The sequence below is a fragment of the Crossiella sp. NPDC003009 genome (assembly GCF_053591555.1).
This window is the reverse complement of record NZ_JBSFUA010000076.1, coordinates 1-12,454: the sequence shown is the minus strand read 5'-3', so window position 1 is coordinate 12,454 and position 12,454 is coordinate 1. Positions and strand designations below refer to the sequence as shown.

The 12,454-nt window shown below is 71.4% G+C and carries 12 protein-coding genes; 9 read left to right on the top strand and 3 right to left on the bottom strand.

Translation table 11 applies throughout. The features are described from left to right. Positions 1–7: 7 nt before the first annotated feature. On the bottom strand, positions 8–1,933 hold the full coding sequence (locus ACWDY5_RS39685; protein ID WP_449727284.1) for a beta-propeller domain-containing protein: 1,926 nt from the start codon (positions 1,931–1,933) through the stop codon (positions 8–10). A 41-nt stretch (positions 1,934–1,974) separates the two neighbouring features. Next, positions 1,975–3,378: a purine-cytosine permease family protein gene (locus tag ACWDY5_RS39680; RefSeq protein ID WP_449727283.1), complete on the bottom strand. Its 1,404-nt coding sequence runs from the start codon at positions 3,376–3,378 to the stop codon at positions 1,975–1,977. A gap of 46 nt (positions 3,379–3,424) precedes the next feature. Here ACWDY5_RS39680 and ACWDY5_RS39675 point away from each other — a divergent pair, with 46 nt between their 5' ends. After that, positions 3,425–3,886 carry a PPOX class F420-dependent oxidoreductase gene (locus tag ACWDY5_RS39675; RefSeq protein WP_449727282.1) on the top strand — a complete coding sequence of 154 codons (462 nt, stop codon included), beginning with the start codon at positions 3,425–3,427 and terminating at the stop codon, positions 3,884–3,886. 68 nt (positions 3,887–3,954) lie between these two features. Here the strand turns inward: ACWDY5_RS39675 and ACWDY5_RS39670 are convergent, their stop codons facing one another. Beyond that, entirely contained in the window at positions 3,955–4,971 is a 1,017-nt protein-coding gene (locus ACWDY5_RS39670; RefSeq protein WP_449727281.1) for a LacI family DNA-binding transcriptional regulator, read from the bottom strand. Between the two features lie 168 nt (positions 4,972–5,139). Between ACWDY5_RS39670 and ACWDY5_RS39665 the strand changes: the two genes are divergently transcribed. From ACWDY5_RS39665 to ACWDY5_RS39630, 8 genes are all read left to right on the top strand, one after another. After that, the gene (locus tag ACWDY5_RS39665; protein WP_449727280.1) at positions 5,140–6,495 is read left to right on the top strand and encodes an extracellular solute-binding protein; all 1,356 of its coding nucleotides are present in this window, start codon (positions 5,140–5,142) and stop codon (positions 6,493–6,495) included. Positions 6,496–6,539: 44 nt separating this feature from the next. Next, positions 6,540–7,412 carry a carbohydrate ABC transporter permease gene (locus ACWDY5_RS39660; protein WP_449727279.1) on the top strand — a complete coding sequence of 291 codons (873 nt, stop codon included), beginning with the start codon at positions 6,540–6,542 and terminating at the stop codon, positions 7,410–7,412. Then, positions 7,409–8,245 carry a carbohydrate ABC transporter permease gene (locus ACWDY5_RS39655; protein WP_449727278.1) on the top strand — a complete coding sequence of 279 codons (837 nt, stop codon included), beginning with the start codon at positions 7,409–7,411 and terminating at the stop codon, positions 8,243–8,245. Before ACWDY5_RS39660 ends, ACWDY5_RS39655 begins: the two co-directional genes overlap by 4 nt. Before the next feature lie 12 nt (positions 8,246–8,257). Next, complete coding sequence (locus tag ACWDY5_RS39650) at positions 8,258–8,635, top strand: VOC family protein (RefSeq protein ID WP_449727277.1); 378 nt, start codon at positions 8,258–8,260, stop codon at positions 8,633–8,635. A gap of 328 nt (positions 8,636–8,963) precedes the next feature. Then, positions 8,964–9,461, top strand: coding sequence for an OsmC family protein (locus ACWDY5_RS39645; RefSeq protein WP_252483963.1), 498 nt, complete (start codon positions 8,964–8,966; stop codon positions 9,459–9,461). Between the two features lie 18 nt (positions 9,462–9,479). Then, entirely contained in the window at positions 9,480–10,748 is a 1,269-nt protein-coding gene (locus ACWDY5_RS39640) for an aminotransferase class I/II-fold pyridoxal phosphate-dependent enzyme (protein ID WP_449727276.1), read from the top strand. A 63-nt stretch (positions 10,749–10,811) separates the two neighbouring features. Further along, positions 10,812–11,477 carry an NAD(P)H-binding protein gene (locus ACWDY5_RS39635; RefSeq protein ID WP_449727275.1) on the top strand — a complete coding sequence of 222 codons (666 nt, stop codon included), beginning with the start codon at positions 10,812–10,814 and terminating at the stop codon, positions 11,475–11,477. 109 nt (positions 11,478–11,586) lie between these two features. Further along, positions 11,587–12,454 (top strand): sigma-70 family RNA polymerase sigma factor (locus ACWDY5_RS39630; protein ID WP_449727274.1); only part of this gene is annotated, 868 nt, incomplete at its 3' end.

The window sequence follows — 12,454 nt, the reverse complement described above, 5'->3', positions numbered from 1 at the left end:
GGAGTGGTCAGCTGAAGGGGATCCAGGACTGGTCGGCCAGGGAGTTGAGGTCCTGGCGTTTCACGCCGGAGGCGGACAGGGTCCACAGCGAGCCAGCGGCGACCAGACAGCGGCGGACCGAGGCGTCCGAGCCCGCCGAGCGGTCCTGCGGGTGCGCCACCTGGCCCACCTCGGCCACGGTCCCGCCGCTGAGCCGCAGCACCAGCGCGCCACCGGCCGGGGGCAGCGCGCGGTCGCCGCGCGGAGCCGCCCAGCCCCGGCTCACCGGCAGCACCAGCAGGCCGCTCTGCTCCCAGTACAGGAAGGCGTGCGGGTCGAACTCGGCCTCGGAGAACGCGCCCGGCAGGTGGTGCTGGGCGATCCGGCGCGGGTTGGCCCGGTCGGCCACGTCGAACAGCGACACCTGGGTGCCCAGCGTCCGGCCCTGGTCGCTGGCCTCCTGGCCGACCCCGATCAGCCTGCCGTCGCCCGCGCGATGCAGGTAGGCCGAGTAGCCGGTGATCTTGAGCTCGCCTGCCGCGCGCGGGCGGCGCGGATCGCTGAGGTCCAGGGTGTACAGCGGGTCGGTCTGCCGGAAGGTGACCACGTAGCCGGTGTCGCCGAAGAAGCGCACCGCGTAGATCCGCTCCCCCTTGCCCAGCCCGTCCACCTTGCCGATCTCGGCGAGCTTGTCGCCCTGCCTGGCCAGCACGGTGACCGCGCTCTGCGAGTCCGGCACCTGGCGCGGCTGCGCGCCACCGCGGGTCAGCGTGGTGGCGATCCGCAGGTTCCCGTTGTGCTCCGACAGCGAGTACTGGTTGAGCAGCGCGCCCGGCACCTGCCCGGAGGCCAGGTACTTCGGCGGCGCCGAGCCGTCCACGCTGAACTGGTGCACCTGGGTGCGCGGCTCCGGCTGCGGCGCGACCTCCGCGCCCCCGCGCAGCGGCACCGCGCGCGGCCACTGGTCGTCGGCGACGTAGAGGCTCTTCTCGTTGCCGTACACGGTGTTCCCGTCCGCGGCCACGGTCACCGGATCGCCCTTGCCCAGCGGCTTGTCCAGCGGCAGGGTCAGCACGGTGAGCATGGACCCGCCGCTGAACTTGCCCGGGTGGCTCACCTTCGCGCAGTCCACCAGCTGCCCCGAGGTCTCACCGTCCGAAGTGGACAGCCGGTAGCGCGGCAGCCAGTCGCCGATCGCGGAGTCCCGCACGATGTCCTGGTTGCGCCGCAACGCCTGCTCGGCGGAGAGCTTGCCGTCCGGGTAGGCGAAGGGCAGCCGCGGCATCGAGCGCACCACCACCCTGGCCACCCCGCCGACCTGCCGGGCGTCCACATAGGACCCGTCGACGTCCAGGCTGCCCATGATCTTCGGCGCGCCGGAGAGGTCCACCAGCACCAGCTTGGCCGAGCCGGTCGGCCAGTCCTCCCTGGGCGCCACCCTGGGCTGGGCCAGGCTCACCCCGGAGGTCATCACCAGCGCGCGGTCGCCGTGGGTAAGCAGCTGGGTGGCAGGCCCGTCCGGCAGCTCCAGCGTGCCGGTGACCTTGGCACTGGCCACGTCGATCACCCGCAGCTTGCCGCCGACGATGGAGACCAGGCGTTTCCCGTCGTTCTTCACCAGGTCCGGCTCGTCCGCGCCTGCCTCGTGCCGGTTGGTGGTGGAGAAGCCCTGGTCAGCGGACTTCTGACCCGAGCTCCGATCCTCGACCGCGCCCGGGGAGCTCAGCTCCGCCCCGGTCCGCGCGTCGATGCCCGGCCTGCCCTGCTGGGCGAAGCCGTAGGCGCTGACCACCGGGGCCGCCGCCTCCCGGAACCCGGTCAGCGCGGCCGGGCAGGAGTCGTAGGCGACCAGCCGGACCTGCGCGTCGGACATCAAGGGCGGCGAGGTCTGGGCCAGTGGACCGGATGCGGAGACCGCACCACCGGCCAGCACCCCGGCCACCACCGTCGTCACGCCAGCGCGCACCCAGCCCGTTCTCGCTCCGCCCAGCTGTCTCATGTCCTCTGGACGGAGGACACCCCGGTTCGCGTTGCCTGGCGGCGCGAGAAAACCAGGTACAACCCGGCCGGCACGGCCAGCCCGAGCAGCCAGGCGATGTCCGCCCCGCCCAGCAGCGGGGCCAGGAAACCGGTGAACACGCCCGGCACGTTGGCGAACGGGATCTGCACCAGCACCCCGGCCGCGTATGCCATCAGCGCCGGTATACCCCACCGGCCGTATATACCGTCCGGGTCGTAGATCGCGGCCAGGTCGTAGCGCTCCCGGCGCACCGCGTAGAAGTCGATGAGGTTGATCGCGCTCCACGGGGTGAGGAAGTAGAGCAGGAACTCCAGGAACAGCACGAAGTTCTTCAGGAACTCGCCGCGGCCGAGGATGGCCAGCACCGCGCCGAGCACCGCGATCGCGGCCACGTAACCGATCCGGACCGCGGGTGAGAGCGCCGCGCGCCGGGTGAAGGCGGTGAAGGTGGTGGCCACCGACATGTAGCCGCCGTAGATGTTGAGCACGTTCACGGTGAACTTGCCCAGCGCGATGGACAGCAGCAGCGGCACCACCAGCCCGGCGTGCCCGAGCCCGACCAGGTAGGCGACCTCCTTGCCCTTGAACGCGTTGCCGGCCACCGCGTAGGCCAGCGCGCCGAAGGACATCGCCCACACCGCGCCGAGCACGGTGCCGCCGTAGGTCCACCAGAACGTGGCCCGCACCGAGGTCGCCGAGGGCAGGTAGCGGGAGGTGTCGGCGACATAGGGCCCGAAGGTCAGCTGCCAGGAGGCGGTGAGCGAGAGGGCCAGCAGGAACTTGCCGAACTCCAGCCGGGGCGCGGCCAGCACCGCGCCGAGGTCCTGGGCGCCGACCAGCCGGATGGACAGGTACACGAACACCACCACCGACAGCGCGGAGGCCAGCCAGCCGAACCGGTGGATCAGCCGGTAGCCGATCACCGCGAACACCCCGGACAGCGCGGCGTAGAGCACGATGCTGACGTCGATCGGCAGCCCGCTGATACCCGAGATCGCTTGTCCGCCAAGGACGTTGCCGCTGGCGAAGAAGCCGAGGTACATGATCACCACGAGCACCAGCGGGAGCACCGCGCCGTAGACGCCGAACTGCGCCCTGCTCTGGATCATCTGCGGCACCCCGAGCTTGGGGCCCTGCGCCGCGTGCAGCGCCATCGGCACCCCGCCGAGGATGTTGCCCAGCGCGATCGCGACCAGCCCCCACAGCGGGTGCAGTCCGCTGAGCAGGGTGAGCGCGCCGGTGACGGCGGCGGTGACCTGCATGTTGGCCGCGAACCACAGCGTGAACAGGCTGCGCGGCCTGCCGTGCCGCTCCGCCTCGGGCACCGGGTCGATGGACCGCCCCTCGATCGCGGCCGCGGCGCGCACGCTCTCCGTCATCAACACCTCCGAGGTCTGGACCGGCTCAGAGCCTATGCTCGAACCCGTGCCCCGACCCATCGCCACCAACACCCAGGTGGACCGCGACGCCCTGCTGGAGTTCCTCCGCCCGCGCCACCACGGCGTGCTGATCACCACCAGGACCGGCGGCGGCCCGCAGGCCAGCCCGGTCTCCTGCGGGGTGGACACCGAGGGCCGGATCGTGGTCTCGACCTATCCGGACCGGGCCAAGGCCCGCAACGCCCGTCGCGACCCGCGCGGCAGCATCGTGGTGCTCTCCGATGACTGGAACGGCCCGTGGGTGCAGGTCGACGGCACCCTGGAGGTCATCGACCCGCCGGAGTCGGTGGAGCCGCTGGTGGAGTACTTCCGCTGCATCTCCGGCGAGCACCCGAACTGGGATGAGTACCGCGAGGCGATGCGCGAGCAGGGCAAGTCGCTCGTGCGGCTCACGCCGGAGCGCTGGGGCCCGGTGGCCACCGGGGGTTTCCCGGCGCACCTGGCCTGAGCCTCAGTCCTGCCAGGGCACCAGCTCGACGCCGTCCTTGCCGTGGTTGTGCACCGGCAGCCGCACGCTCATCCGGCGGCCCGCCCGACCGTGCTCTCCCTGACCTCCAGGCTGAACCCGGCCTGGAACTCCCGTGGCGGCACGTCCGCGCCGTTGATCCGCTCCAGCAGCATGCGCACCGCGACCGTGGCGATCTGCGCCTTGTCCGGGCGGATGGTGGTCAGCGTCGGCGTGCTGAACCGGCCGTCCTCGATGTCGTCCACGCCGACCAGCGCCACGTCCTCCGGCACCCGCAGTCCCCTGGCCAGCAGCGTGCGCAGCGCGCCGAGGGCGAGCAGGTCGTTGAAGCAGAACACCGCGTCCGGCGGTTCGGCGCGGTCCAGCAGCGCGGCCATCGCCTGCGCGCCGTCGGGGCGGTGGTAGCGCGGCACCGGCATGACCAGGTCCGGCTCCAGGGGCAGTCCCGCCGTGCCCAGCGCCTGGGCGTAGCCGGCCAGGCGCAGGTTGGAGGTGTCCTGGCCGATCACCGCCCTGGCCCCGATGGCGCCGATCCGGCGGCGGCCCAGGCCGATCAGGTGCTCGGTGGCGGCGCGCGCGGCGGCCACGTTGTCGATCACCACGTGGTCGGCGGCGCCCGGCCCGATCCGCTCGCCCAGCAGGACCACCGGCAGCTCCGCGCCCAGCCGGGCCAGGTCCTCGCCGTCGAGTGCGAGCGGGCTCAGGATCAGGCCGTCCACGGTGCGCGAGCGCAGGCCGGAGGCGATCAGCAGCTCCCGCTCCCGCCGTCCCTCGGTCTGTTCGATCAGCACCGCCCAGGACTGGGCCTCCGCGCTGCTGATGACCGATCTGGCCAGTTCGCTGAAGTAGGGTATGTCCAGTTCGGGCAAGGCGAGTGCGATGATGCCGGAGCGGCCGTAGCGCAGGTGCCGTGCGGTCAGGTTCGGCTGGTAGCCCAGCTCGGTGATGGCCTGCCGCACCTTGGCCCTGGTCTGCTCGCTGACGTGGGCGTAGTCGTTGACGACGTTGGACACCGTCTTCACCGACACGCCGGCGAGCGCGGCGACGTCTTTGAGGCTCACGCCCATGGCTGAGTACTTTACATCGTTGTAAAACAGCCGGGACGCGGGATCGTCACAATTCACGCCTGTTCGGGTCACGTCCCCCGGACGCATCTTTACATCGTTGTTTACAACGCTGTAGAAACCAGGGCGCGGCCGAGGGGGATTGGTCGTGCTGGGGGTTCTGGAGGCACCGTGTGGAGACGCAGTCGGGGGGCCGGCCCGCCGGGCAGCAGGGCGGACGGGTTTCTCGGCCGACGGCGGTTCCTCCAGGGGACCGCTGCGCTCGCGCTGGGGCTGGGGACCGCCGGCGCGGGCGCATGCGGTCCACCCCCGCCAGGAGCCGGGGCGCCGCTGAAGTTCTGGAACCTGTTCAACGGCGGTGACGGCGCCCGGATGGTGGAGCTGGTCGAGGCGTTCCGCCAGGCCCGGCCGGGCACACCGGTGCAGGCCACCACGCTGGCCTGGGGCACGCCGTACTACACGAAGCTGGCCATGGCCGCCGCGGGCGGTCGCGCCCCCGATGTCGCGGTGCTGCACCTGTCCCGGCTGGCCGGGTACGCCCCGGCTGGCTTGCTGGACCCGTTCGAGCCCGACCTGCTGGCCGAGTTCGGGCTCACCGCCGCGGACTTCCCGGCCACGGCGTGGGCACGCGCCCAGCACCAGGGCCGGGTCTACGCGCTGCCGCTGGACACCCACCCGCTGGTGCTGTTCTACAACACCGAGATCTGCGGCCGGGCCGGCCTGCTCGGCCCGGACGGACGGCTCAGGTCGATGCGCGGCGAGGAACAGGTGCTGGAGGCCTTCCGCCGGGCGAAGCAGGCCGGGGCGAAGCAGGGGCTGGTGATGGCGGTGTCCGCGGACATCAACCCGTGGCGGCTGTTCTGGACGCTGTACCGCCAGCAGGGCGGTGAGTTGTTCGACCCGTCGGCGACCAGGCTGGTGCTGGACGAGGCCAAGGCGCTGCGCGCGCTGCGGTTCCTGCGCGCGCTGACCGTGGAGTCCGGGGTGGCCCGCGGCGATGTGAGCAACAACGCCGCGGTGGCCATGTTCGGCAGCGGTCAGGCCGGGTTCTTCTGGAACGGTGAGTGGGAGCTGCCCACCTTCGTCGAACAGGACACTCCGTTCGACGTCATACCCTTCCCGGCGATATATGACACGGCCGGAGTGCACGGCGACTCGCACGCGCTGGTGCTGCCGCACCGCGACGACCGCGACCCGGTCCGCACCAGGGTCGCCCTGGACTTCGCCCGCTTCCTGCTCCAGAACAGCCTGACCTGGGCCAAGGGCGGCCACATCCCCGCCTACCGCCCGGTGGCCGGGAGCACGGCCTACGCCGAGCTGGGCCCGGCGGCCCGGTACGCCTCGGCCGCGGCCGACCTGGAGCTGGACCCGCCGTGCTGGTTCGGCGGGGCCGCCTCGGACCTGCAGAACCAGGCGGGCGCGGTGTTCAGCCAGATGTGCGCGGGCGGGCTGAGCCCGGAGGCGGCACTCGGGGAGTTCAGCTCGGCCATGCGGACGCTGCTGGCCACGCCGAGGCCGCAGCTGTGAGCGCGCACCGGCCGGGAGCCGCCGGGCGCCGGAGCCGCTCCCCCGTGCGCGGCCGCCAGTGGTCCGGTTTCTGGTTCGTGGCCCCGTTCCTGCTGCTGTACCTGGCGTTCCTGGTGGCGCCGCTGCTGCTCGGGCTGAGGATGAGCTTCACCAACCAGAGCATCACCGGCGCGGGCTCGGACGCCTGGGTCGGCCTTGCCAACTACACCGAGCTGTTCGGCGATCCGGCGGTGTGGCGGTCGCTGTGGAACACCCTGGTCTTCACTCTGCTCAGCACCCCGCCGCTGGTGGCCATCGGCCTCGGCCTCGCCCTGCTGACGCACCGCAAGCTGCCCGCTGCCTGGCTGTTCCGGCTGGCCTTCTTCGCCCCGTACGTGCTGCCGGTCTCGGTGGTGGTGCTGATCTGGACCTGGCTCTACCAACCGGGTTTCGGCCTGATCAACGACACCCTGGTGTGGCTGGGCCTTGGCGAGGTGGGCTGGCTCAGCGACAACGGCGTGCTGATGGTGTCCATTGTGGTCACCACGGTCTGGTGGACGGTGGGCTTCAACTACCTGCTCTACCTGGCCGGGCTGCAGGAGGTCCCGCGCGAGCTGCACGAGGCGGCCGCGCTGGACGGGGCGGGCGGCTGGGCGCGGCTGCGCTCGATCACGCTGCCGCTGTTGCGCCGCACGCACGTGCTGGTGCTGGTGCTGCAGGTGCTGGCCTCGCTCAAGGTCTTCGACCAGGTCTACCTGCTCACCGGCGGCACCAACCCGGAGGTGCGCAGTATCGTGCAGTACATCTACGAGAGCGGGTTCACCAAGTTCCGGGTGGGCTACGCCTCGGCGATCTCCTACCTGTTCTTCGCGCTGATCGTGCTGCTGGCCGTCGTGCAGTTCCGGATCCTGCGGGCCAGGCAGGAGCGGATCTCGTGAGCGCCTTCGACCGGGAGCGCCCGGCCGCGCGCACCGCCCGGTTCTCGGTGGCGCTGGTGCTGGCGCTGATGTGGTTGCTGCCCTTGGGCTGGGCGCTGTCCACCGCGCTGCGCCCGGAGGCCGACACCACCAAGATCCCGGTACGCTGGCTGCCGGAACACCCGACGCTGGAAGCTTTCGGGCGGGTGCTGACCGAGACCGGGCTGCTCGGCTGGTTCGCCAACAGCCTGGTGGTCGGCGTGCTGGTGACCCTGCTGACCGTGCTGCTGGCCAGCATGGCCGCCTACGGCTTCGCCCGCACCGAGTTCCGCGGCCGCCGGGTGCTGCTGTGGGTGGTGCTGGCCGGGATCGTGGTGCCGCCGCAGGTGCTGGTCGTGCCGCTGTTCAGCCAGATGGCCGGGCTCGGCCTGGTGGACACCTACTGGGGCCTGATCCTGCCGCAGATCGTGTTGCCCGCCATGGTGTACGTGCTGAAGACGTTCTTCGACGGCGTGCCAAGGGAGGTGGCGGAGGCGGCCCTGGTGGACGGCGCGAGCCGGTGGCGGATCTACTGGAGCATCATGCTGCCGCTGGCCCGTCCGGCGCTGGCCGCTGTCGCCGTCTTCACCTTCGTCACCACCTGGAACAACTTCCTGTGGCCGTTCATCGTGGCCACCGACCCGGAGATGATGACCATCCCGGTCGGCCTGGCCTCGGTGCAGAGCAGCTACGGTCTGCGCTACGCCCAGGTGATGGCCTCCAGCCTGCTCGGCGGGCTGCCGCTGCTGCTGTTCTTCCTGGTGTTTCAGCGGCAGGTGGTGCGGGGAATCACCAGCGCGGGGATCAAGGGCTGAGGGAGGTCCGGCGTGCACCCGATCAACAGCCGCGTCATCCTGCGACCGAGGGATCCTCGGCGCAGCACCGAGTTCTACCGGGACACCCTCGGACTGGCGATCGCGCGGGAGTTCCCCGGCGGCACAGTGTTCTTCCTCGGCCAGGGCTACCTCGAGGTCTCCGGGCACGGCGGCGAGGGCGGTGGCGGTGGCTTCGCGCTGTGGTTGCAGGTGCGCGACCTCGCGGCCACGCACCGGGAGCTGGCCGGGCGCGGGGTGGAGATCACCCGCGAGCCGAAGTGCGAGCCGTGGGGCCTGCACGAGATGTGGATCAGCGATCCGGACGGGGTGCGGATCGTGCTGGTGGAGGTGCCGGAAGAACACCCGATCCGCAAAGACACCCGGAAATGAGAAAAGCGATTCGCGGGCACACGAAATAGCCCGGACGCCCGAATAGCGAGCGCGGGTGAATTGCGGGCGCGGCGGCCCGCGAGGAGGTCAGGCAGCGGGAGAGCGGCGACAGGCCATGGTCGTCACACGTCGCAGGTCGACGTGGATACGGGACACCAGGGTGGTCACGGTAGCGAGGCTAGCAGCGCCCCGGGGTGACCGGCGGAAAGCGCCCACCATGTGAGAGGAATTCCCCCAGCCGGTCGAAAAACATTGTTCCGCACCTTGACCGGACGTCGTCGCGGTCAGCACGATTCGGTATTCGCTCAATTCCCCCGGGAGTGCCGCCATGTCGTTGACCGATGTTTTCGAGGCCACGCGCAGCGCGGTCGCCGAGGATCCGTACCACGCCGGGGCGGTCTTCGACGCGCACTGCGCGGTGGTCGCCGGCACGGACACCAGGGTGCGGGTGCGCATCCGCGGCCACGAGCAGACCGCGGACGAGTGCGTGGCCCGCGGCGGCGCGGACGCTGGCCCGAACCCGGTGGAGTACGCGCTGGCCTCGCTGGGTTCCTGCCAGGTCCTCACCTACCAGTTCTGGGCCGCGCGACTGGGCATCCGGCTCAGCTCGGTGTCGGTGGAGGTGACCGGGGAGCTGGACCGGCGCGGGTTCTTCGGGCTCACCGAGCACACCAGGCCCGGGTTCACCGGCATCACGGTGCGGGTCCGGCTGGACGGGCCGGAGGCCAGGGAGCGCTATGAGCTGCTGCGCCAGGAGGTCGACCGGCACTCCCCGGTGCTGGACCTGTTCCGCGCGGAGACCCCGGTGGGCACCGAGCTGCGCTGAGCGCGGAAAATGCGGGGCATGGAACTGACCAAGCTGGACGCCGACGAGCTGCCCGCCCCCCTGGCCGATCTGCGCAAGGCCTACGAGGAGCTGAAGGCGCAGAACCTGAAGCTGGACCTCACCAGGGGCAAGCCCGCCGCCGAGCAGCTCGACCTGGCCAACGAGCTGCTCACCTTGCCGGGCAAGGACATCTTCAAGGCCGGGGGCACCGACACCCGCAACTACGGTGGTCTGCTGGGTCTGCCGGAGCTGCGCGAGATCTTCAGCGGCCCGCTGGGCGTGCCGGTGCCGCAGCTGCTGGCGCTGGGCAACTCCAGCCTGGCGGTGATGCACGAGGCCATCGTGTTCTCGCTGCTCAAGGGCCCGGTCGACGGTGAGCCGTGGGTGGGCCAGCAGGTCAAGTTCCTCTGCCCGGTGCCGGGTTACGACCGGCACTTCTCGCTGCTGGCGCAGTTCGGCATCGAGGCGGTGCCGGTGCCGATGACCGAGCACGGCCCCGACATGGACGTGGTCGAGCAGCTGGTCGCGCAGGACGCCTCGATCAAGGGCATCTGGTGCGTGCCCAAGTACGCCAACCCCACCGGCGCGGTCTACGCCGAGGACACCGTGCGCCGCCTGGCCTCGATGCCGGCCGCGGCCAAGGACTTCCGGCTGTTCTGGGACAACGCCTACGCGCTGCACCACCTCACCGAGGAGTCCATCGAGATCGCCAACGTGCTGGAGCTGGCGACCGAGGCCGGGAACCCCAACCGCCCCTTCATCTTCGCCTCCTCCTCGAAGATCACCTTCGCCGGCGCGGGCGTGGCCTTCTTCGGCGGCTCGCCGGAGAACGTGGCCTGGCTGACCAAGAACCAGAGCTTCGGCACCATCGGCCCGGACAAGGTCAACCAGCTGCGGCACGTGGCCTTCCTCAAGGACACCGACGGCCTGCTGGCGCACATGGTCAAGCAGCGCGAGGTGATCGCGCCGAAGTTCGACATGGTGCTGCACATGCTGGAGAAGCGCCTCGGCGGCACCGGGGTGGCGGCCTGGAGCAAGCCCAAGGGCGGCTACTTCATCAGCCTGGATGTGCTCGACGGCACCGCCAAGCGCGTGGTGCAGCTGGCCAAGGAGGCCGGCATCGTGCTGACCCCGGCCGGCGCCACCTTCCCCGGCGGCAACGACCCGCGCGACCGCAACATCCGGCTGGCGCCGACCTTCCCGGAGATCCGCGAGGTCGCGCTGGCCATGGAGGGTGTGGTCACCTGCGTGCTGCTGGCCGCGGTGGAGAAGCTCAGCGGCAACTGATCCCCTGGCTCCCGCCCCGGTCGCGTCCGGCGCACCGGGGCGGGCCGGATTAGCCTTGGCCGCATGCGCGTCGTCATCGCCGGAGGCCACGGCCAGATCGCTCTCAAGCTCGAAGCCCTGCTCGCCGCCAGGGGGGACAGCGTGGCCGGGCTCATCCGCAACCCCGAGCACGCCGCGGACCTGCGCGCCATCGGGGCCGAACCGGTGGAGCTGGACCTGGAGGCGGCCACCGTCGAGCAGGTGGTGGCCTGCCTGGCCGGGGCGGACGCGGTGGTCTTCGCCGCGGGCGCGGGCGGCAAGAAGTCGGCCGACGGCAGTGACCGCAAGCAGAACGTGGACCTCGGCGCGGCCGCACTGCTGGCCGAGGCGGCCGAGTTGGCCGGGGTGCGCCGGTATTTGATGATCTCCTCCTACGGCGCGGACACCGACCCCCAGGGCGACTACCCGGCGAGCTTCGCCGACTACCTGCGGGCCAAGGGCGCGGCAGACGAAGACCTGCGCCGCCGGGACCTGGACTGGACCGTCCTGCGCCCGGTCACCCTGACCAACGAGGAGCCGACCGGCCTGGTCACCCTGGCGGCGAAGGTCGAGCCCACCCAGGTCACCAGGGCCGATGTGGCCGCGGTGCTGCTCGCCCTGCTGGACACCCCCGCCACCGCCGGTCTGACCGTCGAGCTCACCGCGGGCGACACCCCGGTCCGAGAGGCGGTCGCCGAGATCGCCGGATAGCCCGCGCTCCGGCATGACTTAGCTCGCAGTCCCCCGGGTTCGCGTCATGAACCCGGGGGAACGGGGTCACCCACTCAGGCGGACCCTGCCCCCGTTCGGAGGACGAGCAATGTCGGAGACACCCCCAGGAGCCGAGGTGCCCAGCGACGCTGAGCTGATCACCATGGTGAGGGCCGGTGTCACCGACGGTTACGGCGAGCTGTACCGGCGGCACGTCGGCTCCGCGACCGCCTTCGCCCGCCAGCTGGCCAGCGCCGCCAGCGAGGTGGACGACCTGGTCGCCGAGGCGTTCACCAAGGTCCTGGACGCGCTGCGGGCGGGCAAGGGCCCGGAGCTGGCGTTCCGCTCGTACCTGCTGACCACCCTGCGCAACATCGCCTACGAACGGCACCGGCGGGCCAAGCCGGTCACCCTCAGCGACGACCTGGGCGAGGTCCCGGACCAGGTGGAGACCCAGGCCAGCGTGTTCGAGGACATCGAGCGCTCCCTGGCCGCCAAGGCCTTCCAGCGGCTGCCGGAACGCTGGCAGGCGGTGCTCTGGTACACCGAGATCGAAGGCCACAACCCCGCCGAGGTCGCGCCCCTGCTCGGCCTCAACCCCAACGGCGTCTCCGCACTGGCCTACCGCGCCCGCGAGGGCCTGCGCCAGGCCTACCTGCAGGTGCACCTGGCGGATACGGACAACGGCCGCTGCCGCGCCACGGTCGAGCGGCTGGGCGCGTGGACGCGGAGCCGGTTGTCCAAGCGCGAGGCGGCGCAGGTGGAGGCACACCTGGACAGCTGCGAGCAGTGCCGGGCACTGGCGGCGGAACTGGTGGACCTCAACGGCGCGCTGCGGGCGGCGGCGGGGCCATTGGTGCTGGGTGCCGGGGCGGCGGGATATCTGGCGGCCGCGGCGAGCGACGGCGGGCTCGGCGGGGCGTCCATGATCTCGTCGGCGCAGGCGGTGTTCCGCGAGGTGGGCAGCGGCCGCCCGG

What these genes read in the sequence shown, in the direction of transcription:
- ACWDY5_RS39680 (WP_449727283.1), bottom strand. Translation starts at nt 3,378, where the DNA reads ATGACGGAGAGCGTGCGCGCCGCGGCCGCGATCGAGGGGCGGTCCATC.
- ACWDY5_RS39670 (WP_449727281.1), bottom strand. Translation starts at nt 4,971, where the DNA reads ATGGGCGTGAGCCTCAAAGACGTCGCCGCGCTCGCCGGCGTGTCGGTG.
- ACWDY5_RS39645 (WP_252483963.1), top strand. Translation starts at nt 8,964, where the DNA reads ATGTCGTTGACCGATGTTTTCGAGGCCACGCGCAGCGCGGTCGCCGAG.
- ACWDY5_RS39640 (WP_449727276.1), top strand. Translation starts at nt 9,480, where the DNA reads ATGGAACTGACCAAGCTGGACGCCGACGAGCTGCCCGCCCCCCTGGCC.
- ACWDY5_RS39635 (WP_449727275.1), top strand. Translation starts at nt 10,812, where the DNA reads ATGCGCGTCGTCATCGCCGGAGGCCACGGCCAGATCGCTCTCAAGCTC.